We start from the raw sequence: 24,236 nt of genomic DNA on the forward strand, positions 1-24,236 counted from the left end.
TGCCGCATTTGCATTGATGCGCTGGCGGCACCCCTGTGATCTACTTGCTCGCCCTTGCGGACTTGGAAGTTAATCGACAATCTCGGATGCTCTATGAGGGCGAGCGTGTGTCATTTTGGAGAGCAATTAGTATGGATGCTGATCTGTTAAGAGGAATCGCCGCCGCTTGCTCGGTGGGGGGATCGTTGCTCCTCGCTTGGCGAGTGACGGGCATACTTAAGGCGCTCGGCTCTGTCGCGAGCATCCACGAAAGTAACATCATGGAGCTGTCGAAGTCTCACGGTGATATTGTTATCGGTCATGGCTCTACGAAATGGATCAAGAAAGCCCAAAAGATTTGGCTTTTGGTCATTGGATTTTTGCTTTCTATCGTTGGTGGCGTCCTTCAGTTCGTAGCCAGCTTCTGGGGAACCTAAGAGCAAGCTAATCGCCGCGCGTCTCACGCGACCTTGAAGTGACCATGCGTTGCCCCATCGCTCCGTAAATTAGTTGTCTAGTTTCGTCCTCGCCGCGCCTTTGCAAACCCGCGATCCGTAGCGATGAATCGCTCCAGCATCGGCACGATCAGCCTTACGGGATCGGCGGCGGGCTGGCCGCTCTCGCGGGCCAGCACCTCGGCATAGGCGACCAGATCGCGGTGAAGCGGCGCGGGCAGCTCCACCATGACCTTCACGGGCTTGTCGTCGGGCAGCGGGCCGAGCTTCAGCTTGGTCATGGTCAACCTCCTGCCGGCGCGAACACAAGGTCGCGGGTGACGATGATCCTGACCGGGAAGCCGGGCCGGATGGTGAGCGTCGGCGCAACCTGCAACTGGCGTTGCACGATCTGCTGGCCTGCCTGATTGACGGTATCCTGCGCCCCGTCGCGGAGGGCGCGGATCAGCCGGTCCTCGTCGCTGGTGGCCAGCTCCGTGCCGACCGCAAGCAGCGTGGACAACCCTGCGGCCTTCATCAGATCCCACCAGTGATAATCGACGCCATCCTCAAGGCCGGCGTAGCCGCTGGCGTCCGCGCCCGGCAGGCGTTCAAGGACGATGGAACGGCCGCCCGGCAGTATCAGACGATTCCACACCAGCAACACGCGGCGCTGGCCGAAGGTCACGCCGTCATCATATTGGCCGATGATGCGCGTCCCCTGCGAGATCAGGAGCAGCGAGCCGGTCGGGCTGTCATAGACGTTCTCCGTCACCTGTGCGGTGATCTGGCCCGGAAGGTCGGAGCGGATGCCGGTGATGAGCGCGGCCGGGATCACGGCCCCGGCCTGAAGGATATACGGCGATGCCGGCGGCGCGACGCGATCCGGCGCAACAGTCTGCCGGTCCACCGGCCCATTGAGAAACGCCGCGTGGCGATCCTGTGTCGCGAGCTGCCCGCCGAGGCCAAGCCCGGCAAGGCCGGGCATGGCCGTCCCGGCCGTCGCTCCCGTGCGCGGGCCGGACTGGAAAAAGACGTTGCTCAAGCGCGCGGCTTCTTCCTCGGCGCGGCGACGTTCCTCTGCCGGATCGACGGCGGGCGTCGCCATGACGGGCGGCGCGACGGGCTGTCCCCGGTTCTGCGCATCGAGAATGGGGCGGCCGAGGTCGCCGGGCAGCGCGGGGCCGAGCACCGGGCCGGAATAGTCGCGCGGCAGGCCGGCAAGACCGTCCGCCGTGGGCCGGTTTTCGGTCGAATAGAGTTCTTCGCTACCCTGTCCCCCGTCGCGGGTCTGGAGGGCATAGATCAGCGCGCCGCCGATGCCGAGAAGCGCGACGGCTCCGACGCCCGCCAGCATCTTGCGGGACAGGCGGGTGACGCGCGGCGGTTCGGCGCGCAGCCGCATGGTCGGGGCGGTATCGGCAATGGTGTTGTCGGTCATGACGGGGAGCCTCCGGTCGCGCTGGCGGGCTGCGCGTCGGCGGCCTGCGTCGGGTTGATGCGGACGATCCTGACGATCTGCTGGCGGTTGCCGCTGCCAAGGCGCAACTCGGCCGCGCCGAACAGGCGGTCCACGATCAGGACGTTCTGGTGGATGCGGGAATTGACGATCTGCGGTTCGCCGTCCGTGCCGAGCACGAAGATCGGCGGCATCTCGCCCTGAACGATCCCGGCCGGGAAAACGACATAGACGCGGCGTCCATCGTCGAAGACGGAGATGGGTCGCCACGGCGGGCTGTCTCCTGTGAGGCCGTAGCGATAGTTCCGCGCGGCCTCGGCCGGGATGATCGGCGCGGCCGGGACGGTCTGGCGCTGGCCGGGCGTTGCGGGATAGGCCCATGCCACGGCCGGCATGTAGAGCGATTCCCGCGCGCGAAGCTCGATCATGTAGGTGCGGCGGTCGGTGGTGAGGATAAGGTTGGTGGAAATGTCCGGGCGCGTCGGCTTCACGAGGATATGGACGCGGCGGTTCGCGCCGTTGCCGCTCTCGGTGTCGCCGATGATCCAGCGGGCGGTGTCGCCCGCCGCGATCGGCCCCGCGCCGGTCAGGCTTTCGCCCGGCTCCAGCGCAATGGTCGTGATCTGCCCGACTGCGGCATAGACCTGATAGAGCGCGCCTTCGCTCCAAGGGAAAACCTGTATGGCGTTGTAATAGCCTTCGCGGCGCGGCTCGACGCGGGCGGCCGCATTGGCGTTCTCGACGCGGCCTGCCGGCGTTCCCGCTGCCTGTCCGCCCCGCGCCACAGTCCATGCCGGGGGCACATGCAACGGCCGGGGCGTGTTGTCGGCTGCTGTGGTCTGCACGGTCGGCAGCGGCGGCACGCTGGCGTCGTAGCTGAATTGCGGCGTCCGGTTGGTGGCGCAGCCCGCCAGCATGGTTGCGGACAGGAGCAATGCGGAGACGGCCGGTTTGCTGATCGCGTGAGTCATTGGCTCATCTCCCGCGACCACGAGATTGCATTGACGTAGATGCCGAGCGGATTGGCGCGCAGCCGCTCGGTATTGCGCGGCGGCTGGATGACGATGGTGAGGATGGCCGTCCATCGCTCGGTGCTGGAAAGCTGGCCGTTCTCGTAATGGCGTTCGGTCCACGCGACGCGGAAGCTGTTGGGGGAGGCCCGGATGACGCTCGAGACCTCGACGGCGATCTGCTGACGGCCGACCTTGGCAAAGGGATCATTCGCCCTTGCGTAATCGTTCAACGCCGCCGCACCGCGATCCGTGGTCCATTCATAAGCCCGAAGCCAGTTCTGGCGGACAATGATCGCGTCGGCCGGGATCGCGCGAACCTGCTCGATGAAGCGGCCGAGATGGAACGCAAGCTGCGGGTCGGTCGGGCGATAGTCGGCAACGGCCGGCGCGACGGTCTGCGCCTGTCCGAGATTATCGACCTGCACCACCCACGGCACCACGGTCCCACGCGCGGACTGCCAGACCAGCGCCGAGGCGAAGCCGGCCGAAAGGATCAGCGAACCGAACGCCATATAGCGCCAGTTCTTCGCCTGAACGCGGGCCGAGCCGATACGCTCGTCCCAGACCTGTGCGGCCTTTTGATAGGGTGTCTCGGGTTCGGGCGATTTGCCGTAGTGGGTCGATGGTCGTTTGAAGATGCTCATGAGCGGTCACTTTCGGAAAGGTTGATGGAGGAACCGGAGCCGTGGCTGTCGCCCGACCGCACCGCATGGGCCGTCATGGTCGCGCCGTGGTTCATGGCCTGTGAGCGCCGCATCCGCTGCGCCCAAGCGGGCGGACTGCCGCTCGCCCCTGACGGCGCGGCAGCGGCTGTGTCGGTGGTTGCGCCGCCGACCGTGCCCATGGTGGAGCTGCCGCCCGACGCGCCGAATCCGGCCTTAGCGCCAGCGGAGAAGCTGGATTTGACGCTTTCGCCTGCTTGGGAAGCGGCGCGTTTAAGGGGAGAGATGGCGGCCGAGCCTGCGGCGCGGGCGACGCCGCCGAGACCGGAAGCGACGCCGGCCGCGCCGGTCTGGCCGAGCGAGCCGAGGCTATAGGCAGCGCCCGCCGCGCCCGCGGCGGTCGCGCCGCCGCGAACGGCCGCGGCTCCACCGGACAGGGCAGCAGCGCCACCTCTGGCGGCAAGCATGGCCCCGCCACCGGCCGCCGCACCTCCGGCAAGCACCATGCCGCCGGCAGCGAGGCCGGTTCCCACGGCCGCGCCCGCGCCGAGCTGCGGCCCGCCCGACACGATGCCGTTGGCGATGCCGGGGCCGAAGATGCCAAGGCCGAGCAGCGACAGCGCGGCGAGCACAATCGCCATGGCGTCGTCGATGGTCGGGGTCGCCCCGCCGAAACCGGCCGTGAACTGGGAAAACAAGGTGCTGCCGATGCCGATGATGACGGCGAGCACCAGAACCTTGATGCCGGACGACACCACGTTGCCGAGCACCTTTTCGGCCATGAAGGCGGTCTTGCCGAAGAGTCCGAAGGGGATCAGCACGAAGCCGGCGAGCGTCGTCAGCTTGAACTCGATCAGCGTGACGAAAAGCTGGATGGCGAGGATGAAGAAGGCCAGCACCACCAGCGCCCACGCAAACAGCAGGCACGCGATCTGGATGAAGTTCTCGAAGAAGGCGATCCAGCCCATGAGGCTGGAAATGGAATCGAGCAGCGGGCGGCCGGCGTCGAGGCCGGTCTGTGCGACGCGGCCCGGCCGCATCAAGTCGGCAACCGAAAAACTGGTGCCGGACGCCATGAGGCCGAGGCCGGCGAAGCTCTCGAAGACGATGCGCGCGAGGTTGTTCCAGTTGCCTATGATGTAGGCGAAGACGCCGACGAACAGGGTCTTCTTGACCAACCGCGCGATAATGTCGTCATCCGCGCCCCATGCCCAAAAAAGCGCGGCGAGCGTCACGTCAATGACGATCAAGGTGGTGGCGATGAAGGCGACCTCGCCGCCGAGCAGGCCGAAACCGCTGTCGATGTAGCGGGTGAATACGCCGAGGAAATTGTCGATGACGCCCGTATTGTTCATGGTCAGCGTCCTTCGCCGGATTGCGGCGTCGTGGGTGCTGGCGTGCGGCCGAGGAAACGGTCACGGGATTCAGCCCATGCGGCGAGGCAGCCGGCATCGCTGGCGGCTGCCTCGCCGCGCTGTTGGCAGCGGCGCAGAGTTTCGCGCAAGGGATCGGTCGGCTGCGCGAGGGCCGGCGCTGGAGGCGGCGCGGAAGGTTCGTCCTTCCGCGCCATGTCGATTGCGGTCGCCGTGACGGCGATGGCGACGAACACCACGGCCCCGAGGCGGGCCAGCATCTTGCCGTCCATGGCGAGCCTCCCGGTCAGTTGCCGTTGTTGAACATCTGCGCATTGCCCGGCTGGTAGCCGTTGCCGGGCGTGAGGAAGCGACGGCGCTGTTCACGGCCCTGCTCGGCAGCGGCGGCGCGCTCTGCCTCGGTCAGCGCGTCGGCGCGGCCGTTCGCGGAAATGACCGCGATCAGGTCGGAAAGCTGCTGCGACTGGAGGGCGAGAAGCTGGTTGCCGGCCTGCGTGGCTTGCAGCGCGCCGGTCGCCCCTTGGCTCTGGCCGACCAGCGCGGCCATCTCGGCGCGGTTGCTGTCGATATTGCCGACCGCGCCGGCCTGAACGCGCATGGCGTCCTGCAAGCCGCCGACCGTGTTCTCCCACCGGCTGCGGGCGTTGGCGACAAGCTGGGCGTCGGTCGTCGAAAGCGAGACGTTGCCATATTGCTGCTGGAACGCTTGGTCGATCTGCCCGACCTCGAACGCGATGTTCTGCGCCTGCCCGAGAAGCTGCTGGGTGCGCTGGACGTTCCGCTGGAGCTGCTGGAGCGACGAATACGGCAGGCTCGCCAGATTGCGCGCCTGATTAATGAGCATCTGCGCCTCGTTCTGGAGGCTGGTGATCTGGTTGTTGATCTGCTCCAGCGTGCGCGCGGCCGTGAGCACGTTCTGCGCGTAGTTGGACGGGTCATAGACGATCCGGCCGAAAAACTGGGCGTGAGCCGGGCTTGTCAGCATGGGCGAAAGCGCGGCCGGGACGGCGAGCGCCAGCGCGAGGGCCGAGGCCCCGAGGGTCTTGGAATAGGTCATGGAAGAATCTCCTGCGTGGGGTGGGTATCGAGCCGGGCCGGCGCGGCGGATTCCGCTCGGTCGGCAAGATTGGTGAGGTTCGGGATCAGGCCGGCCGCCCACTCGACGCCGCGCTCGCGCAGCCATGCGGAGAGGAAGCCGTCGCGGCCGTGTTCGGCGACGATCTGCGCAATGAGCGTCTGGTCGGACTTGGAGGATGCGGCGCAGAGCGCGAGGCCGACTTCGGACAGGCCAAGCTCGAACAGGCGATTGCCCCTGCGGCTTTGGCAGTAGTAGTCCCGCTTGGGCGTGGCCCGCGCGAGGATTTCGATCTGGCGGTCATTCAACCCGAACCGCCTGTAGATCGTGGTAATCTGCGGTTCGATGGCGCGCTCGTTCGGCAGCAATAGCCGCGTCGGGCAGCTTTCGATGATGGCGGGCGCGATGTTGCTGTTGTCGATGTCGGAGAGCGATTGCGTGGCGAAGACGACGCTGGCGTTCTTCTTGCGCAGAGTTTTCAGCCATTCGCGGAGCTGACCGGCGAAACCCTCGTCGTCCAGCGCAAGCCAACCCTCGTCGATGATGAGCAGCGTCGGCCGCCCGTCGAGCCGGTCGCCGATACGATGGAACAGATAGGCGAGCACGGCCGGGGCCGCGCCGGTTCCGACAAGGCCCTCGATCTCGAACGCCTGCACATCGGAGCTGCCAAGGTGCTCGGCTTCGGCGTCGAGCAGCCGGCCATAGGCACCGCCGACGCAATAAGGCCGAAGGGCCTGTTTGAGGTCGTTGCTTTGAAGCAGGACCGCAAGGCCGGTGATGGTGCGTTCTCCGACCGGCGCGGACGCCAGCGAGGTCAGCGCCGTCCAGATATGCTCCTTCACTTCCGGCGTGATCGCCAGTCCCTCACGCATGAGGATGGCGGCGATCCAGTCGCCAGCCCACGCCCGTTCATAGGTATCGTGGATGCGGGCAAGCGGCTGGAGCGAAACCGAAGCCTCGGCCCCTTCCGTGAGGCCACCGCCCAAATCGTGCCAGTCGCCGCCCATGGCGAGCGCGGCGGCGCGGATGCTGCCGCCGAAGTCGAAAGCGAAGACTTGGCTGGCCTCATAGCGCCGGAACTGCAAGGCCATGAGCGCGAGCAGGACGGACTTGCCCGCGCCGGTCGGGCCGACGACAAGGGTGTGGCCCACGTCCCCGACATGGAGACTCAACCGGAACGGGGTCGATCCTTCGGTCTTTGCGTAAAGCAGAGGGGGCGCACCGAAATGATCGTCCCGTTCCGGCCCCGCCCACACCGCCGAAAGCGGGATCATGTGGGCGAGATTCAAAGTGCTGATAGGCGGCTGGCGGACATTCGCGTAGGCGTGTCCGGGCAGGCTGCCGAGCCATGCGTCAACCGCGTTGACGCTCTCGGACATGGCGGTGAAGTCGCGGCCCTGAACAATCTTCTCGACCAGGCGCAGCTTCTCTTGCGCCACGCGCGGGTCGGCATCCCAAACGGTGACGGTCGCCGTGACGTAGGCCATGCCCGCCACGTCCGCCCCAAGCTCCTGCAACGCCATGTCGGCGTCGAGCGCCTTGTTCGCGGCGTCGGTGTCCACAAGCGCGGACGCCTCGTTGGTCATGACCTCTTTCAGAATCGCGGCGACGCTCTTGCGCTTGGCGAACCATTGGCGACGGATGCGAGTCAGCAGCCGGGTCGCATCGGTCTTGTCGAGCAGGATCGCGCGCGTGCTCCACCTGTAGGGGAACGGCAGCCGGTTCATTTCGTCGAGCAGGCCCGGCGTCGTAGCGGTCGGGAATCCCACGATGGTCAGGACGCGCAGATGCGCGTTGCCAAGCCGAGGCTCCAGCCCGCCGGTCAACGGCTGGTCGGCGAGCAGCGCGTCGAGGTGCATCGGCACTTCCGGCACTCGCACGCGATGCCGGTTGGTCGAGATGGTGGAATGGAGATAGGTCAGCGTCGCGCCGTCATCCATCCAACGGCATTCGGGCATGAAGCCGTCGAGCAAGGCCAGCACGCGGTCTGTGCGGTCGATGAAGCCGCGCAGCAGCTCCCATGGATCGACGCCCGTTTTCTCCCGGCCCTCGTAGAGCCATGTTTCGGCACGGGCGGCTTCCTCGGCCGGGGGCAAATAAAGGAAGGTGAGGAAGTAGCCGGATACGAAATGCGCGCCCGCTTCCTCGAAATCGGCTTTCCGCTCCGCATCGACCAGCGCCGACGCTGGATCGGGAAAGGTGCTGCGGGGATACGTCGCGGCTTCGCTGCGCTGTGCCTCTACGAAGATGCTCCAGCCGGAGCCTAGACGGCGCACGGCATTGTTGATCCGGCCGGCGACGGCGACCAGCTCGGCCGCGACGGCGGAATCCAGATCGGGACCGCGAAACTTCGCGGTGCGCTGGAATGAGCCGTCCTTGTTCAAGACGACGCCCGAGCCGACCAATGCTGCCCATGGCAGATAGTCGGCGAGACGGGATGCGGTGCGGCGGTATTCTGCAAGGTTCATCATGGCCGCGCCCTCACACCGCCATATGGCCGGGGATGCGCAGATGCCTGCGCCCAACTTCGACAAATTGGGGATCGCGTTTCGCCGCCCACACGGCAGCGAAATGGCCGATGGCCCAAATGGCGATGCCGACCAGCCAGAGGCGCAGGCCGAGGCCCACGGCCCCGGCCAGCGTCCCGTTCATGATGGCGATGGAGCGCGGTGCGCCGCCGAGCATGATATGCTCGGTCAGCGCCCGATGGACCGGGACCGTGAAGCCCGGCACGGCGTCCAGTTGCTCAAACGCGACGGCCATCAAACGAGCGCCCCGCCGCCGAACGAGAAGAACGACAGGAAGAAGCTCGACGCTGCGAAGGCGATGGACAGGCCGAAAACGATCTGGATCAGGCGACGGAAGCCGCCGCTGGTGTCGCCGAACGCGAGGGTCAGGCCGGTCACGATGATGATGATGACAGCGATGATCTTGGCGACCGGCCCCTCGATGGACTGGAGGATTTGCTGGAGCGGTTGCTCCCACGGCATAGACGATCCGGAGGCGTATGCCGGTGCCGAATAGAGCAAGCCGGCGGCGGTGATGCCGGCCGTGCCAAGACGGTCGAGGAATGTCCCGTTGAGCAACCTGCTACGCAGGCGAGGCAAAGTTTTGGGTTCGGAGGTCATGAAGCGTCTCCTTCAAGGTTGGGGTTGGTGATGCGGTAGTCGCCGTCCGGCCCCAGCCCTTCGACGCGGGCGAGTTCAGCCAGCCGGCGCGCGGAACCGCGCCCGGACAGGACGGCAACAAGGTCGATGGTCTCGGCGATCAGGGCGCGCGGCACGGTGACGACAGCCTCTTGAATGAGTTGTTCGAGGCGGCGCAGCGCGCCGATGCCGGTGCCGGCGTGAATGGTGCCAATGCCGCCCGGATGGCCGGTGCCCCATGCTTTCAACAGGTCGAGGGCTTCGGAGCCGCGCACCTCGCCGATGGGGATGCGGTCGGGGCGCAGACGCAGCGACGACCGGACCAGATCGGAGAGCGTCGCCACGCCTTCTTTCGTCCGCATGGCGACAAGATTTTCCGCGCGGCATTGCAGCTCGCGCGTGTCCTCGATGATGACGACGCGATCCTGCGTCTTCGCCACCTCGGCGAGCAGCGCGTTGGTCAGTGTCGTTTTGCCGGTGCTGGTGCCGCCCGCCACGAGGATGTTGGCGCGGGAGGAAACGGCCGTGCGTAGGGTCGCGGCCTGATCGGCTGACATGATCCCCGCCGCCACATAATCGTCGAGGCTGAACACCGCGACGGCAGGCTTGCGGATGGCGAAGGTCGGCGCGGCGACCACGGGGGGCAGCAGGCCCTCGAATCTTTCGCCAGACTCCGGCAGCTCGGCCGAGACGCGCGGACTGCGGGGATGCACTTCCGCACCGACATGATGCGCCACCAGCCGCACGATGCGTTCGCCATCGGCGGCGGACAGCCGCTCGCCCGTATCGGACAACCCTTCGGACAGGCGGTCGATCCACAACCGCCCATCCGGGTTCAGCATCACCTCGACCACGGCCGGGTCTTCGAGCAGCCGCGCGATTGCCGGCCCCAATGCCGTGCGCAACATGCGCGCGCCGCGCGCAATGGCTTCCGGTTTTTGGTGGTTGGTGGTCATGTCGGCCCCGGTTTCTGGTGGGGACGCGACAGGCGATCCCCGGATCGGGGTCGATTAAGAGAGGCCGAAATCTGGCCGCTTCAACAAGTATCTAACTGTGTGCGGTGATCGGCGGCGAACGGCGGTAAATAGGACGGGTCCGAATACTTAGTCTTGGCTGCCATTAATCTCGGATTCGTCTGGAAAAGGATCGTCGTCGAGTGAGTCGAGGTCGCGCGACAACTCTTTGAGGAAGCTGTCGCCCGTCGCCAACCGCTTGCCGAGGGTCTGCATGAAGCCCTCGAACCGTTCCGCGCCCTTTGCACGGGCAGCGGATTGCGCGGTGCCCGAAAGCGGCGGCGTGAGGGTCATCCAGAAATGGATGAACTGCGCGACCGTCTCGCCGAGGACGGCGAGATCTAGGTCGAGCGTGTCGATCTGGCGGCCGAGCTTGTCGAGCCGGCGCGACATGGCGGCTTCGAGCCGGTCGGCGGAATCGCCGGACAGGTAGGACATGACGGCCGCCTCCACGATGGCGGATTTCGAGACTTTGCGGCGCAGCGCGAGCGACTCGATCTGCGGCATGAGCGCGGGGTCGAAATAGAGGTTCAGTCGGGTGCGTGTGGTCATGGGCTTGTCCTCAAAGGTCGATTCCGTCATCGGGGTTCAGCGCCACCTGTCGCGCCACCATCCTCATGCGCTGGCGCATGGCGCGGGCCTTGGCCGCGTCAACGTCCGGCTCGTCGTCCAGAAACTCGAACTCCTGTTCGGGGGATGGCGGCGGGGCGACGATTTCCTCATGCTCGGGCAATGCCGGCTCGCGGCGGATGCCGGCATTGGCCGGATCGCCCTCGGCCTCGTCTGCGGCGGCCGTCGCGGAACGGCTTTCCGCCGCGACCACGCGGCCGGACCAGTCATCGGCGGATGGGCTGGGCGCCAGCGGAGCGGCGACCAGATCGGGCGGGGTCAGGATGCGCTCCTTGAATCGCGCATCCTCGAAATAGCGGGCCTTGGTCGCGCGGATCGGCGGCGTGCCCGCGACCATGACGATTTCGTCGGTGGGCGGAAGCTGCATGATTTCGCCGGGGGTCAGCAGCGGCCGGGCCGTCTCCTGCCGGGAAACCATCAAGTGACCTAACCACGGGGCTAGGCGGTGCCCTGCGTAGTTGGTGGAGTCGCGCAACTCGGTCGCGGTGCCTAGTGCGTCTGAAATGCGCTTGGCCGTCCTTTCGTCGTTCGTGGCGAAGCTGACGCGGACATGGCAATTATCGAGGATCGCGTTGTTCGGGCCATAGGCGCGCTCGATCTGGTTGAGGCTCTGCGCAATCAGGAAACCTTTGATTCCATACCCCGCCATGAAGGCGAGCGCCGATTCAAAGAAGTCGAGCCGGCCGAGCGCCGGAAACTCGTCCAGCATCAGCAGAAGGCGATGGCGCTTGCCCGAGGTAGTCAGTTCCTCGGTCAACCGCCTGCCGATCTGGTTGAGGATCAGGCGGATGAGCGGCTTGGTGCGGTTTATGTCGGACGGCGGCACGACCAGATAGAGCGTGACGGGCTGGCGGCTGCCGACCAGATCGGCAATGCGCCAGTCGCATCGCGCCGTCACCCGCGCCACCACGGGATCGCGGTAGAGGCCGAGAAACGACATGGCGGTGCTCAATACGCCCGACCGTTCGTTCTCGGATTTGTTCAACAGCTCGCGGGCCGACGACGCGATGACGGGATGAACGCCGGCCTCGCCAAGATGCGGCGTATCCATCATGGCACGCAAGGTCGCCTCGACCGGACGGCGGGGATCGGACAGGAAGTTGGCGACGCCCGCCAAGGTCTTGTCCTTCTCCGCATAGAGAACATGCAGGATCGCGCCGACCAGCAGCGAATGGCTGGTCTTTTCCCAATGGTTGCGCTTGTCGAGACTGCCTTCGGGATCGACCAGAATATCCGCGATGTTCTGCACGTCGCGGACTTCCCATTCGCCTTGCCGCACCTCCAGCAGCGGATTGTATGCGGACGATCTGGCGTTCGTGGGATCGAACAGCAGCACACGGCCATGCTTCGCGCGAAAGCCTGCCGTCAAGGTCCAGTTCTCGCCCTTTATGTCGTGGACGATGGCGGATGCCGGCCATGTCAGCAGCGTCGGCACCACCAGCCCGACGCCTTTGCCGCTGCGCGTCGGGGCGAAGCATAGGACATGCTCAGGACCATCATGGCGCAGATAGTCCCGGTCGTATCGGCCGAGCAGGACGCCATCGGGGCCGAGCAATCCGGCCGCATGGATTTCCTTGCCCTCGGCCCATCGCGCCGATCCATAGGTGGCGACGTTGCGCGCTTCCCGCGCCCGGATGATCGACATGAAGATGGCGGCGGCGATGGCGAGGAAGCCGCCCGATACCGCGATGATGCCGCCCTCGACGAAAATCGCGGGCGCGTAGGCGTCGAACGAAAACCACCACCAGAAGAAGGCGGGCGGATAATGGACCGGCAGGCCCGCCAGCTCGAACCATGGTGCTCCAAGCTGCGGCTGGAAGCCGAGGCGGAACGCCGTCCATTGCGTCGCTGCCCACACCATCACCAGAACGATGGTGAAGACGACAGCGATTTGACCCCAAAGGATTCGGCCTCCGCGCAATGCAGGCTCCCAGTCGGCAAAAAGAGACGGAGCCGATCAGAGAGTAGGCAAAATCGGGACGGGCAACAGGAAAGAGGATGCCGGAGGGCTGCCGGATACTATCGGCGGAAAATAGGACGGTCGTGGCAGCGTCATCGCCTGCGCCAATGACTATGCTGGTGGATTAAACCGAATCGCGGGGAAAATTAGTCCGCCCGGACCAGCCGTCCCATGTCGTTTGCGAGTGTCAGCAGATTGCGGAGTGCGGCGCTGCGGTTGAACGGCGACCAGACTGCGGAGAACGGAACTGGCTCCGGCTCATCCGCGAACGGGACGAATACAACGCCGGATGTTTGCAGGAGCGACGTAGCCGCTCCGACGATGGTGATGCCGAAGCCCTGTCCGACCATGGACAGCAACGTGCCGCGCTCCACGTCGAAACGCAGGATCGACGGCGCAGGCCAGCGTCCGGCAAGGCGCAGCACGATATAGTCATGCACCTGCGGGCCGGTGCCGCCATATCGGACAAGGAACGTCTCGCCGACCAGATCGGTCCAAGTGGTTGCCGATTGTCCGGCAAGGCGATGCCTATCGGGCAGCACGGCAACCAGCGGTTCTGTCCAGATCGGGCGGCAATGGCAGTCGGGCAGCTCGGGCGTGCCTGCGACGAATGCCACGTCCAGCCGGTCGGCACGAAGCTGCATGACCGCATCGCGGGCCGTGCCTTCGGTGATTTCGACCTCGATGCCGGGATGGTTTTCCCGATACTGCCCGATCAGATCGGCGAGGAAGCTGCGCGGAATCAAGGCATGGACGCCGATGCGCAGGCGGCCCCATTCCCCCGTCGCCGCCATGCCTGCGGTCTTCACCGCATGGTCGAGTTGATCGACGCCGGCTGCGATCCGCTCGACGAAGTGGCGTCCGGCTTCGGTCAACCGAACGCCACGCGCACGACGCTCGAACAGGAGGATGCCAAGGTCTTCTTCCAGCGCCTTCACGCGGGCGCTGACGCTGGATTGTGCAACCCCGAGTGCGTTCGCTGCGTGGCGGAAGTTGAGATATTCAGCGACCGCAAGCATCTGGATCAGCGACAAGAGAGGTATGCGCGACCCGAGCAGCGTTTCACTTGATCGGAAGGCATCGTTCGCATGTCTTTTCGAACGCCGCATCCTATGCTCCCGCTAGGCGGCCTTTTTTGTGGCTCCGCGTTTTTCGACCGGGATTCCGCGCAGATCGCGCAACCAGAGCTGACCGCATGCCGCCGAAATATCCCGCCCCTGTGTATCCCGCACCACCACCGGCACACCGGCGCGATCCAGCACTTCACGGAAAAGTCCGAGGCTGCGGTCGCCGGTTCGATCAAGCGCGATGCCATCGACAGGATTCCAGCGCATAAGGTTCACACGCGCCCTTCGCTTGTTCATGAGACCGGCAAGCCGTTTCGCATCAGCAAGCGTGTCGTTGATGCCGGGGAGGACCAGATAGACAAAGGTGACGATCCGGTTGTGCCGTTCCGCCCATGACGAAGCGCGCGCGATGACTTCATTGATGTCGTGCTTACGCGATCCGGGGATGAGACGGTCGCGAACTTCCTGCGTCGTCGCATGCAGCGATATAGTCAGATTGATCGCCAGATGCTCTTCTCGCAATTGCGCTAGAGCCTTCGGTATGCCGATGGTCGAAAGCGTGATTCCCGTGGTGGGAAAATTCATCCCTCGCCGGTCGCGCAGGATACGAATCGCCTTCATCACCTGCTCGTAGTTGTTCAAAGGCTCGCCGATGCCCATGAACACGATCCGGTTGACCTTCGGCCCGAGTTGAACGACCTGTTCGACAATCTCGCCCGCCGAAAGGTTGCGCTTGAGGCCGGCTTGGCCGGAAGCGCAGAACTGGCAGGCGAAGGCACATCCAACCTGTGACGAAATACAGGCGGTGTGTCCGTCGTGACGACGGATCAGAACGCTTTCAACGGCATAACCGTCATGAAGGCCGAAAAGCACCTTCTGCGACCGACCGCCGCGCTCATGCGTGATTTTGCGAAGGCTCCGCAACTGGACGCCCCGAGCCTCTGACCAGTTCCGCAAGGCGCGCGGCAGGTCCATGTGTGGGCAGAACAGGTCGCGATAGGCGATTTGCGGCCCGCTGCTCGCGTTCAACGCATCGAACTCGTCGGCCATGAGGTTCAGCGCCAAGGTTGGCGCAGGCAGTGCTTTTTGTCGTTCGGCCCCCAACGGGCTGGGTTCTTGTATAGGCATGATAGTCGTTCCGGGTTTCCGTGCCCGGCGATACCGTGGCGCATGCCTTATAGATAACCGACACGACGGTTATAAACAACCCTCCAGATGGTGTTACCCGAACACATGGTCGGGATAGAGGACGGACAGAAGCATGTGGGTGCGCTTGGTCATGAAAGCCGCTAGCTCGCCTTCCGGCTCAACGAGCCACTGCATGCAAGACCCCTGAATGACCGTCTGAATCAAGCCGGCGGTATGCTCGGGTTGGCGCGGCCCGGCGGGCAGTCGTGCCTCGATAGCTTTCAGGACCAGTCTGTTCCGCTCCGCCGCAAGGGCGCGAAGCGACGGCTCCTGAACGTCTCCCCACAATAGAAGAAGGTAGCCTTCCGTTCCGGCACCGTCACCCATACCGGCGATGAGGTCCTTGAGCATCGCCCACAGCGGATCGAGGCCCTTTTCGGGACTCGCACCCGCGAAATAGTCGCGCACCTCCTGCGTGTTGCGCTCCATGACCTTTAGATGCAGCGTCGCCTTGTCTTTGAACCGCTGGATCAGTGCAGCCCGCGAGATGCCGACCGCTTCCGCAACATCGGAGAGGGTGAAGGCCGATGGACCTTTCTGAAGAAGGATGCCTAGCGCGGTATCTAGAATGAACTCATCGCTATGTAGTTTCGGTCTCGGCATATCTTCTTTTCTACTGCTCGCTTGAATGATGGCCCCTACAATAGCCGGCATCCAGCGTGAGATACACGGGGCATGATAGATACCGGATGAAACACGCGTATGTGCTAAAGGCCAAGGTCATGCCTTCGCCCCAACTGCCACGACACCGATCCGCCCTGCACGACGCCAGTGATCTCGCGGCCGAGCTGGCGGTCGATCACCGGCCGCCACGGGACAAGCGTGAACTCATGGCTCTTTTCCACCACGGCGAACTTGCCGCTCGATAGCTGAACGGTCCCGGTGAACTTGCCGCTGACGTTCTCGCCGTCCGTGGCGGCACGGAACGGCAACCCCTTGCCCTCGGCCATCTCCGCGCCAATGCGGGCAACCTCCCGCTCGCGCAAGGTGGCGAGAAGGCTGCGCCGGTAGAAGATGCGGCCGTTCCGTGCTCGGGTGGCATCGCCCTGTTCGATGTGATGCTCGCGCCGCTGGTCCATCGCCTCACGCACCTGCTGGCCGAAGCCGGCCGGCGCAAGGTCGACCGTTTCGCCATGGACCAATCGCCGGTCCAGCCATGTCGTGCCGTCCGATCCGATCTGCTTGCCTAGATCGACCGGGGAAAGGATGCGAACGCTGGCCTGCCGGTCACGGCCGGCGTCATAGGCGGCGGCGCGGCTGACCAGATCATCGGGGATGCGCCATTGGTCGGCGTCGATCCTCTCGACGATCCCGGCGCGGCGCAATGCCTCCAGTCGCCGGACATGGGCATCGACATAGCCCTCATAATCGCCGCCCGGAACGCGGCCCTCGAACTTCGCCTGCTCCAGATGACGGCTCGGCCGGTAGATGCCGTTCTCGGCGATGGATGTGATGGTGCGGTCGGACGGCCGGGCTGCCGCTTCGGCCGGACCGATCTCTATGATACTGCCAATGCGGGCATCCTCCAGCCGCTCGGGCGCGATGCCGGCGATGTGGTGCGTCCGCCCGTCGATCCCGTCCACTACGATTGTCAGGTTCTCACCCAGCTCGTCGGACAGGTGCTTGTCCACGACGCGGCCAAAGATTGGCGTCTCGGGCACTCCGTCATGGATTTGGAAACTCATGGGGTCGCGCTGGCCGCCCTTTGGGCCGAGCGCCTTCTGCATGGTGCGGATAATGTCGCCGCGTTCGCCCAGCTCGCGCAGGGCCGGCTCCATGTCCTTGCTCAACTCCCAAACGCCGGGCGCGTGTTCGGTCGCCAGCCCCATCTTCTCCAGCTTGCCGAGACGGCGCAGGCGCAGCGTCCGCTCGAATTGCCGTTTCGGCTCTGCCGGTTCATGGCGCAGGTCGAGGAAACGCGCATCGGCTTCCTCGGCCATGGCGCGGTCGATCCGGGTGAAACGATCTTGGTCGATTTCGGCCGACAGCTTGCGGGTCTGCTCGATCTCGGTGACGGGGCCGAGTTCCAGACTGGCAAGCTCGCTGGCGCGTTCGCGCAGGCCGGCGGAAAGGTAGTCGCCGTTAATGACTAGATCCCCGCCCGTATCGTCGCGGCCGTTGACGATGATATGCACATGGGGATGGCCGGTGTTGTAGTGATTGACGGCAACCCAATCGAGTTTCGTGCCGAGGTCGGCTTCCACCTGTTTCATGAAATCGCGGGTGTAGGCCGTGAGGTCCGACAGCTCCGCGCCATCCTCGGGCGAGACGATGAACCTGAACTGGTGGCGGTCGTCCTTGCCGCGATCAAGGAAGGCGTCGCCATCGGCGCGGTCCTCGGTCGCCGAATAGAGCCGGCCGCGCTCGCCGTCGCGTGAGGTTCCGTCACGCTGGACATAGCGCAGATGCGCGCGGGCACGGCCGCCCTCCCATGCGGCCCTGACGCTGCGCTGCTTGACGATGACGCGGCGGCTGCCCGGCTGGCGATGATGCCAATGGCCGGAGATATTGCGGGCGCGCACGAAGCTCGCGCCCCGGCCGCGCTTCACGCCCTTGCCGCTGGCGACCACGGCACGGGACCGGCCCGGCGTTGACGGGCGGGCGGATGACGGCACGGAAGGATCGCGGGAGGCCGCTGCCTGATGCTGCCGGGCGATCTTCTTGACCTGCGTGAAAAAGCTCTTGGTCTTGCCAGCCTTCGGCGTGTCGGATCGGATGCGGCCGGGCTTCGGTCGGAAGCGGTTTTCGTCGTCGGCACTCAAGGGCGCGACTCCAGCCCAAACCGCCGGAAAACGGCCGATCTGCGCCTATGGTGCCGCTCGAAACCCTGCAAAGCCAAGGCTTTGCGCAAAATCGCGGCACGCGGCCCCTTAAAACCATGGTGCCGGAACCGGCCACCTAACCAGTGTGCAGACAACAATAATTTCCAGAAGCGGCCCGACATAGTGCCGTCTTCTTTAATCTTGCCCTCCGCCCTTTCTGTCTTTTCTGCCCCTCCTGCCGGGAATCCAGCCGGGCGCAAACCTGCCCGACCGGATGCCGAAACCAGCGCCGCCGAGCGCGGGAACGCTGCCCTCATGGCGTTCCGCCGTCGCTGGCGCTCGCCACGAAAATGCTGCCGTCCTGCGGCTCCGCACGGGCGGGGTCGCGCGCCGGAACGGCAGCGCGGCCGTCGCCTGTTTGCACCTCGGACGGCGGCGCGGCGGCAGCCCGCGTGTCGGCCGGGCGCATGACGAATAGCGGTGCCTCGCGCCAATCGGGCGGCGGTGCCGGTGGTTGCAACGGCGCATCCGATGGAGCCGCGCCGCCAAGGATTGGGGCGAGCGCGGCGACATAGGCGCGTGTCTCGGCGGGAAGCGGTCGGCCCGTGGCGCGGTGCTCGTCATAGCGGCCGGGACCGGCGTTATAGGCCGCAAGCATCGCGCCGACATTGCCGTAGCGATCGAACATTTCGCGCAGATAGGCGGTGCCTGCCATGATGTTGTCGCGCGGGTCATAGGGATTGCGGCCGAGGCCATGGCGGACGCGCAGGTCCGCCCATGTATCAGGCATCACCTGCATCAATCCCATCGCGCCGGCCGTTGAGACCGCGCGCACATCGCCCGCGCTTTCGGCGCGCAGCACGGCGCGAATCCAGTGCCCGGGGATACCGAAACGCTGCGACGCCTCGGCGATGTGCGCCGCATAGGGATGGGCGGCGGCCGGGCGCTCGACGGGCGCGGATTGCGCGACCGCGACGCCCGATCCGACGCAGACGGAAAGCGTGCCGGCCAGTATCAGGACGGCACAATGCCATGCAATCCTGTCTCCGCTTCGCCGCCAGCCTGCCAGCGTGCTCGCTTCGGTCAAGGGCAAGGCGCAAGCGCCGGCCGATGGCCGCCCCTGAGCTTCGCTGCGCGCGCCGGCCGTCCGCTGGCCGTGCGGGACGAAGGGATGAGACGGCTTTTCCGCGAGCAAAGGGATGACGGTCTTGGGCCGAATGGCAGGCCGGACGCGCGCGGCCGTCATTCCTCGTCCTCGACTTTCCGGGGGTGCTTCCAACGCAGCGTCCAGACCGAAGGATCGTCGTTGGACTGGGACAGTTTGGCGCGGATCGGGAACGGGAAGATCGGTCCCTCCAATCTCATCGACACGAACTCGCCAGCGTTATCGCTGGAGTCTTTCCATGCGGGGCCGGCGTCCGGGCCGTCCTCGCTTTCGAGGCGCAGGCGATAGTCGGGCGCGTTTTTTACGTCGCTGGGCTTGGCCGGGACGATGAACAGCTTTTCGTGGAGGCCGAACGAATGAAGCTCGCCCGCATAGGCGGTTTCGGTACGGGTGAAGGTGCCTATTTCTGCCATGGGAAATCTCCTGCGGTTGATTTTCGGGGGGTGGTTTCAGTGCGTCGGCGCGCGCCACTCGTAGCGGCCGACGCCTTCCTCATCGGTCCAGAGCGGGACCGCTCGGCCGATGACGGAAGCTGCGGGAATGGGTCCGAAGTAACGGCCGTCGAGGCTGTCGCGGACCTCCCAATTCATGAGGAAAAGCTGGTCGTCGCCGATGACGCGGCAGCCCTGCCAGATGGGCAGATCGCGGCCGAGGCTGTCGCGCTCCAGCGCCTCGCCCATCTCGATCCCGTCAACCGTGATCGTGGATCGCAAGCGGCAAACCCGCTGCCCCGGCAGGCCCAAGACGCGCTTCAAGAGCGGGACGCCTCGCGCGATATAGCCGCGCTCGACCATGAAGGCGGCGAGCGGTTCGGGCGGCATGATGGCGACCAGCTCGGGCACGTCGATCCGGTGGGCCGGCTCGACGGTGTAGAACCCGACTGGCGCGCTGGCCGTGGCGTTCCAGATGAGCCTCAATGGCGTCTCGACCGCGCTTGCGGCGGTGATGCCGAGCACCGCCAGCGCCGTCACCGTAAGGGTAAGGCGGCGCGTCATGGGTCGATCCTTCGGCGATGAAGCCAAGCGGCATGTCGCTCGGGCGTGTAGGCGTGCGGCTCCAGATTGGCGGTCAAACGGTTGTGGACGTGCCGCCAATGCTCCGGCGAGGCGTCGGCCGGATCGAGGCCGAGCTCATCCACGGCGTCGATAGCTGCAAACGCGCGCTGCACCTTGGACCAGCTATCGAGGCGCAGCAGGATTTCGCCGCCGGGCCGGACGAAGGGCAATGTCTGGAACGGCTCACCCCGACCGATGGCGCGCACAATGTCGATGCGCGAAACGACAGTGCCGTGCTCGCTCTTCGCCCATCGCACGAAGGCAAAGACGCTGCCCGGTGCGAAGCCGACGACGCTGCGGCGGCGGTCGATGATCTGTTCATAGCTCTTGCGGCCGAAGCGTATCCAGTGCTCGACCTTGCGTTTCTCGAAGGTCAGCTCAACCAATGTTGTGAAGGGCGCAGGCCTGTCCGGCAGCGGACGGCCGTGCGCGCTGCGATGAGCGCGACGGGTCATTGTTCGTCTCCGGTGATGTGCTGGGGGCTGCGCGGGCGCAGCGCGTCGAGCGCGGGCGTCATGGCTCGCCGCTCCCGGCAAAACCGGCACCACGCTTCGCCTGCGCGCGCGTCAAAGAAAAAGAGTTAGATTCTCTGTTAGACAAGTTAGCGGTCGGATTCCGCTTTTCAGGCCAAAGCGTTAGCTGCGGTTCGTGCGCCTGATCTGCCGATAGTGATGCGCCTGATGTGCCGATACCCCGTGCGCCTGATCTGCCGATGGCATTAACAGGGTTATCAACAGTGCCTGTTGACAGGTTTCCGGGCCGGATGCGCAGCAGCTCGCGGCCGTCTTCCCACTCGATCTGGAGCAGGTAGCCGGGGAGTTGCTGACGGGCCGCGATCCGGCGCAGGTCGAGCGCGAAATCGGACGGCCGGGCGAGGCTGCCGGATTTCTGGTGGAGGTGCGCGACCTCGAAAATCCAGCCGTGGCGCTGATGTCCGGCGTGCTTTCTGGCGACTCGGTAAAGCCATCGCTCGATGCCGCCAGTCAGCCGGAAATAGGCCGGGTCGATGGTCAGGACCAGCGAGCGGTCGTTGACGCTGTTGTAGAACCATTCGGGCAGGACGAACTCCATGCCCTCGACGCGGCCGGCGCGCGTCGTCATTTCCTCCCACTCGTTGATCCATGAGAATTGCCGGCGACGCCAATGCGGGCCGTTGCGGATGGTGGTGGCGATGACGGTCGATTGCAGCCGCGCCAGTGCGGCTTTCAGAAGCCGGTATTGGTGATTGCCGGTCGGCCGCCCGATGGCGCGCAACAGATGGTAGGGCGTAAACCGGACAAAGCGCGACGTGGTGAGGCCGTTGTTCTCGGCCGCGACGATCTGCGAGGCCGCCCATATCAGCACATCGGCGTCCCATATGGTCGCCATGCCGTGCTCGGGCATCCCGAACACCTGCACCTCTATGTCGGCGGCCTTGTAGAGAATCGGCTTGGTGCGCGGGGTCTTCGCCAGCGAGAAGAATGGCCGCTCCATCAAGTCGCGCTGGTCGCGCGGCGGCGCGTCGCCCGTTGCGACCACGAATGGGTCTAGGCGGCTGCGCTCGCTGTCCTCGGTCGGCTGCGCGGGGGCATGATCGTCCTCGCGCAGCATCTAGCAGTTGCCCCGTTCCTCGGGCGTAAGCGGACGCGCGGGAAAGACCGTGCCGGCGGTCTTGTCGCGGGTGGATTTGCGCTCGCCAGCCGCGCTCCAGTCTTCCAGATCGCGGACGGTGTAGAGGACGCGACCGCCGACCTTGCGATAGGTCGGTCCGGTGCCATAGGTGCGATGCTTCTCAAGGGTTCGGATGGATATGCCGAGGAAGCGCGCGGCTTCCTTGGTGCGCAACAGGCGCGGCGGCAGGCCCGCAAGCGGGTTGGGCATGGATCACCTCCAGTCGGGATTGGGCTGCCGAGGGCGGCAGCGGACTGTGGCGAACCATGGCGAGAGACCGGCGGCGCGTAGCGTGCCGCATTTGCGCCTATGCGCTGGCGGCACCCCCTCTCGGGGCGATGCGCGGCCAATAGATGAGGGATTTCAGCGACTCATCGCCTGCCGTGCTGAATAGGCGAAGACATTCGCACGCGGTTCGGCTAAGAATGCGGGTGGAGCAGACGCGCTGCTCCGGGGCGTCGAAACCCCTCTGTTACCGGTTGGTGCCGGCCGTCACGGCACCACACTCCTTGACCTTATGGTCGGGGAGCCTGTGGCGTATACAACAGGCTTTCCGAGCTAAAGGCCATGGGGCCGTGTAACAGCGGTTTCGAACTCCCCGATCACCAAGAGTCAGAGAGAATCGTTTGCGGGGGCGTACCGCAGACAAAGCTCTCTCCGATACGGGGAATGACCATGCGAACACCCGTCGAACTCGATCCCGATGTGGATGACGAAGCGCCGACAGGCGACACCATAACCGTCTATGACGAACAGCATTACATCACCTATCTGCGCCTTCTCGATGCCAAGGCCGAGGGCGCGCACTGGAAGGAAGTCGCGCGCATCGTGCTGCACCGCGATCCGGTCGCCTATGAACTTCGGACCTATCGTTGCTGGCAAAGCCATCTCGAACGCGCGCAATGGCTATCGCGTGAGGGCTATCGGAAGATTCTGGAGCAGGCGGCAGCCAACAGGGCGTGAGCGCAATGCCCACACAATCAACGCTTGCCGGGCTTGATCGGATAGTGGAGCAGAAGGCGATAGCCGCCGCGCATCATCTTATTACCGTGCGCGACCAGGCGGCGGGCCTTGTTCTTGCGCGGATCGTTCTCAAAGTCTTCCTTGGTGCCGCGAAAGCCGAGCAGGACTTCAGCGATGGTACGATAGCTCTCGCCATGCAGCCGGGCGTCGAGCGCGCGCAGGGACAGGTTGTGCCATTGCCGGAGTTGGGCGGGGACTGCCCGAAAATCGGGACCGGGCGCACGGCCGTTAAGGGACCGCCAAAGACGGCGTGCGGCGTGGGCACGCAGCTCCAGAAAGGAATCCATCGGCAGGGTCACGGCATAGAAGGCGGCGGCGGGCACCGTCTCGGGCAGCCAGAATTGGTGCGCGACGCCATCCACATGCCAGATACCGTGCCAGCCATCGGCGGCGCGGCGCAGGTCGAGGCCGTCGAGATGCGCCAACGTCAATATCGGTTCGGTGTCGTCGCCCTTGTGAACGACCGGCGACAACATCACGGCTTGCGGTTGAAAGCGCGGGCTCCAGATTGGCGATTGCCGATCATGCGGCGCGTCGGGATCGCACGGGAAATCGCACCCCCCAGCGATGCGCGAACGCTTCAAGGTCGCTGGCAGCCGCCCCTCCGGTCAATGCGATGGTCTGGCAGTCCCGACGATATTCGTCGTTGCGGCGCAAATATTCCCAAGCGAAACCAGCGGCCGGGATATGCTTTGTGTGCCCATATGCCGCCGGTGATCGCCAATCGATGCTGAGCATGGCGTCACCTCCCCAAGCCGGGATGCTGGGCAGCGCCCGGCAAAAGGAGGTTCAAGGATCACGGGAAATATAGAAGCCGCTCAAAGCAGATACCTTGAGCCGCTAACCCGATCATTTTTGGTGCTTTTGGGTTGGCGACAGCCGTGCTTTCGCGATGCCTGCCCGTATGAGCACGGACAGGCAGTCATGTTTTCACCTGTTGGAAAACACATGCACTTCGCCGTGCGCCGTCTCGATAGTGAACAGGTCGCCGCCCATCTCGGCGTCGCGCGCCATCCCCTCCCAATCGACATAGTAGCGCAGCGCCTCGGGGATCGTGATGCTCTCGGTCGTCAATTCCTCCATGTAGTCGGCGAGGCTGGCGAACTGACCATGATAGCAATCCTCCAACGTTGATTCGGCTTGGTCCATGTCGCCGCTGAAATGCTCCAGCAGGCCCGCGCCAAGTGCGCCATGCTCTGCGATCAAAGCGGCCATCCGCGCCACGGTGTCGATGCCGGTATATTCGGAGATGCTGAGGCCCTCGAAGCCCTCATAGTCGTGAATGGCGTATTCCTCCGCGTCCTCGACAGGGGAACGGGCAAGCATCGCGGCAATCTCGTCCCGGATTTGGTCCGCGTCCTGATCCGCGTCGATCCAAGCCCCATGCAGATAGCCGTTATTGTAGGCGGCAAGGCAGGCGACATAGGTGCGGGGGTTGCTGTCGGATACGTTGGTCATGTCTCTGATCCTCGGGTCTGAAGGTCAGCGAAGCGGAACGCCGCGCCTGACCTTCTGGCCGTCGCCGAGACTGGGGTAGCAACGAGCAAGGGCGGCCGGGGTGGAGGGGGATCACCCGGCCTGC

The 24,236-nt window shown here is 65.1% G+C and carries 28 protein-coding genes and 1 pseudogene; 2 read left to right on the top strand and 27 right to left on the bottom strand.

What is annotated here, in order from left to right; genetic code table 11:
- Positions 1–131 precede the first annotated feature (131 nt).
- Entirely contained in the window at positions 132–416 is a 285-nt protein-coding gene (locus tag GGQ66_RS01275; RefSeq protein ID WP_125334592.1) for a hypothetical protein, read from the top strand.
- Between the two features lie 77 nt (positions 417–493).
- Here the strand turns inward: GGQ66_RS01275 and GGQ66_RS01280 are convergent, their stop codons facing one another.
- The 24 genes and pseudogenes from GGQ66_RS01280 to GGQ66_RS01390 all read right to left on the bottom strand — a co-directional run bounded on the left by GGQ66_RS01280 (position 494) and on the right by GGQ66_RS01390 (position 21,841).
- The gene (locus GGQ66_RS01280) at positions 494–715 is read right to left on the bottom strand and encodes a DUF2274 domain-containing protein (protein WP_125334593.1); all 222 of its coding nucleotides are present in this window, start codon (positions 713–715) and stop codon (positions 494–496) included.
- A 2-nt stretch (positions 716–717) separates the two neighbouring features.
- On the bottom strand, positions 718–1,854 hold the full coding sequence (locus GGQ66_RS01285; RefSeq protein WP_125334594.1) for a TraB/TrbI/VirB10 family type IV secretion system protein: 1,137 nt from the start codon (positions 1,852–1,854) through the stop codon (positions 718–720).
- On the bottom strand, positions 1,851–2,843 hold the full coding sequence (trbG, locus tag GGQ66_RS01290; protein WP_125334595.1) for a P-type conjugative transfer protein TrbG: 993 nt from the start codon (positions 2,841–2,843) through the stop codon (positions 1,851–1,853). The genes GGQ66_RS01285 and trbG overlap by 4 nt, the downstream gene beginning before the upstream one ends.
- Positions 2,840–3,529 carry a conjugal transfer protein TrbF gene (gene trbF, locus GGQ66_RS01295; RefSeq protein WP_125334596.1) on the bottom strand — a complete coding sequence of 230 codons (690 nt, stop codon included), beginning with the start codon at positions 3,527–3,529 and terminating at the stop codon, positions 2,840–2,842. Before trbF ends, trbG begins: the two co-directional genes overlap by 4 nt.
- Positions 3,526–4,902, bottom strand: coding sequence for a P-type conjugative transfer protein TrbL (gene trbL, locus GGQ66_RS01300; protein WP_125334597.1), 1,377 nt, complete (start codon positions 4,900–4,902; stop codon positions 3,526–3,528). The genes trbF and trbL overlap by 4 nt, the downstream gene beginning before the upstream one ends.
- A 2-nt stretch (positions 4,903–4,904) precedes the next feature.
- Positions 4,905–5,192 (bottom strand): putative entry exclusion protein TrbK-alt, encoded by a 288-nt coding sequence (trbK-alt, locus tag GGQ66_RS01305; RefSeq protein WP_125334598.1) that lies wholly within the window; start codon positions 5,190–5,192, stop codon positions 4,905–4,907.
- Between the two features lie 14 nt (positions 5,193–5,206).
- Positions 5,207–5,977 carry a P-type conjugative transfer protein TrbJ gene (gene trbJ, locus GGQ66_RS01310; protein WP_125334599.1) on the bottom strand — a complete coding sequence of 257 codons (771 nt, stop codon included), beginning with the start codon at positions 5,975–5,977 and terminating at the stop codon, positions 5,207–5,209.
- Positions 5,974–8,466, bottom strand: a complete 2,493-nt coding sequence (gene trbE, locus GGQ66_RS01315; protein ID WP_125334600.1) for a conjugal transfer protein TrbE — start codon at positions 8,464–8,466, stop codon at positions 5,974–5,976. The genes trbJ and trbE overlap by 4 nt, the downstream gene beginning before the upstream one ends.
- A gap of 10 nt (positions 8,467–8,476) precedes the next feature.
- A complete protein-coding gene (locus GGQ66_RS01320; RefSeq protein WP_125334601.1) occupies positions 8,477–8,758 on the bottom strand; it encodes a VirB3 family type IV secretion system protein in 282 nt (93 codons plus the stop codon).
- A complete protein-coding gene (locus GGQ66_RS01325) occupies positions 8,758–9,123 on the bottom strand; it encodes a TrbC/VirB2 family type IV secretion system protein (protein ID WP_125334602.1) in 366 nt (121 codons plus the stop codon). The genes GGQ66_RS01320 and GGQ66_RS01325 overlap by 1 nt, the downstream gene beginning before the upstream one ends.
- On the bottom strand, positions 9,120–10,097 hold the full coding sequence (gene trbB / locus GGQ66_RS01330) for a P-type conjugative transfer ATPase TrbB (protein WP_183788590.1): 978 nt from the start codon (positions 10,095–10,097) through the stop codon (positions 9,120–9,122). The genes GGQ66_RS01325 and trbB overlap by 4 nt, the downstream gene beginning before the upstream one ends.
- Before the next feature lie 147 nt (positions 10,098–10,244).
- Positions 10,245–10,706 (bottom strand): ribbon-helix-helix domain-containing protein, encoded by a 462-nt coding sequence (locus GGQ66_RS01335; protein WP_183788593.1) that lies wholly within the window; start codon positions 10,704–10,706, stop codon positions 10,245–10,247.
- 10 nt (positions 10,707–10,716) lie between these two features.
- The gene (locus GGQ66_RS01340) at positions 10,717–12,705 is read right to left on the bottom strand and encodes a conjugal transfer protein TraG (RefSeq protein ID WP_125334605.1); all 1,989 of its coding nucleotides are present in this window, start codon (positions 12,703–12,705) and stop codon (positions 10,717–10,719) included.
- Between the two features lie 185 nt (positions 12,706–12,890).
- Positions 12,891–13,853, bottom strand: coding sequence for a LysR family transcriptional regulator (locus GGQ66_RS01345; RefSeq protein WP_125334606.1), 963 nt, complete (start codon positions 13,851–13,853; stop codon positions 12,891–12,893).
- A 12-nt stretch (positions 13,854–13,865) separates the two neighbouring features.
- Complete coding sequence (gene rlmN / locus GGQ66_RS01350) at positions 13,866–14,939, bottom strand: 23S rRNA (adenine(2503)-C(2))-methyltransferase RlmN (RefSeq protein ID WP_125334607.1); 1,074 nt, start codon at positions 14,937–14,939, stop codon at positions 13,866–13,868.
- A 93-nt stretch (positions 14,940–15,032) separates the two neighbouring features.
- On the bottom strand, positions 15,033–15,602 hold the full coding sequence (locus GGQ66_RS01355; RefSeq protein WP_125334608.1) for a TetR/AcrR family transcriptional regulator: 570 nt from the start codon (positions 15,600–15,602) through the stop codon (positions 15,033–15,035).
- Between the two features lie 104 nt (positions 15,603–15,706).
- A complete protein-coding gene (locus GGQ66_RS22970; RefSeq protein ID WP_226937532.1) occupies positions 15,707–16,939 on the bottom strand; it encodes a DUF3363 domain-containing protein in 1,233 nt (410 codons plus the stop codon).
- Between the two features lie 168 nt (positions 16,940–17,107).
- Positions 17,108–17,614: pseudogene (locus GGQ66_RS23410) on the bottom strand (relaxase/mobilization nuclease domain-containing protein); the annotation flags it as partial.
- 460 nt (positions 17,615–18,074) lie between these two features.
- Positions 18,075–19,007: a lytic transglycosylase domain-containing protein gene (locus GGQ66_RS01365; protein WP_183788595.1), complete on the bottom strand. Its 933-nt coding sequence runs from the start codon at positions 19,005–19,007 to the stop codon at positions 18,075–18,077.
- On the bottom strand, positions 19,004–19,339 hold the full coding sequence (locus GGQ66_RS01370; RefSeq protein ID WP_183788597.1) for a DUF736 domain-containing protein: 336 nt from the start codon (positions 19,337–19,339) through the stop codon (positions 19,004–19,006). Before GGQ66_RS01370 ends, GGQ66_RS01365 begins: the two co-directional genes overlap by 4 nt.
- 36 nt (positions 19,340–19,375) lie before the next feature.
- Positions 19,376–19,921 carry a S26 family signal peptidase gene (locus GGQ66_RS01375; RefSeq protein ID WP_183788599.1) on the bottom strand — a complete coding sequence of 182 codons (546 nt, stop codon included), beginning with the start codon at positions 19,919–19,921 and terminating at the stop codon, positions 19,376–19,378.
- Positions 19,918–20,436: a DUF2840 domain-containing protein gene (locus GGQ66_RS01380; RefSeq protein ID WP_183788601.1), complete on the bottom strand. Its 519-nt coding sequence runs from the start codon at positions 20,434–20,436 to the stop codon at positions 19,918–19,920. Before GGQ66_RS01380 ends, GGQ66_RS01375 begins: the two co-directional genes overlap by 4 nt.
- A 58-nt stretch (positions 20,437–20,494) precedes the next feature.
- The gene (locus tag GGQ66_RS01385; RefSeq protein WP_183788603.1) at positions 20,495–21,571 is read right to left on the bottom strand and encodes a replication initiator protein A; all 1,077 of its coding nucleotides are present in this window, start codon (positions 21,569–21,571) and stop codon (positions 20,495–20,497) included.
- The gene (locus tag GGQ66_RS01390; RefSeq protein WP_183788605.1) at positions 21,572–21,841 is read right to left on the bottom strand and encodes a helix-turn-helix transcriptional regulator; all 270 of its coding nucleotides are present in this window, start codon (positions 21,839–21,841) and stop codon (positions 21,572–21,574) included.
- Positions 21,842–22,306: 465 nt separating this feature from the next.
- On the opposite strand from GGQ66_RS01390, the gene GGQ66_RS01395 reads away from it, so the two are divergent.
- Positions 22,307–22,594 (top strand): DNA -binding domain-containing protein, encoded by a 288-nt coding sequence (locus GGQ66_RS01395; protein ID WP_183788607.1) that lies wholly within the window; start codon positions 22,307–22,309, stop codon positions 22,592–22,594.
- A gap of 17 nt (positions 22,595–22,611) precedes the next feature.
- Here GGQ66_RS01395 and GGQ66_RS01400 read toward each other — a convergent pair whose 3' ends face one another.
- The 3 genes from GGQ66_RS01400 to GGQ66_RS01410 form a co-directional block, all read right to left on the bottom strand.
- Positions 22,612–23,130 (bottom strand): DUF2285 domain-containing protein, encoded by a 519-nt coding sequence (locus GGQ66_RS01400; RefSeq protein ID WP_183788609.1) that lies wholly within the window; start codon positions 23,128–23,130, stop codon positions 22,612–22,614.
- Between the two features lie 46 nt (positions 23,131–23,176).
- Positions 23,177–23,392 (bottom strand): transcriptional regulator domain-containing protein, encoded by a 216-nt coding sequence (locus GGQ66_RS01405; protein ID WP_183788611.1) that lies wholly within the window; start codon positions 23,390–23,392, stop codon positions 23,177–23,179.
- 192 nt (positions 23,393–23,584) lie between these two features.
- Entirely contained in the window at positions 23,585–24,112 is a 528-nt protein-coding gene (locus GGQ66_RS01410; protein WP_183788613.1) for an antirestriction protein ArdA, read from the bottom strand.
- Positions 24,113–24,236 lie beyond the last annotated feature (124 nt).

It is taken from the genome of Allorhizobium borbori (genome assembly GCF_014196535.1).
GTDB lineage: Bacteria > Pseudomonadota > Alphaproteobacteria > Rhizobiales > Rhizobiaceae > Ectorhizobium > Ectorhizobium borbori.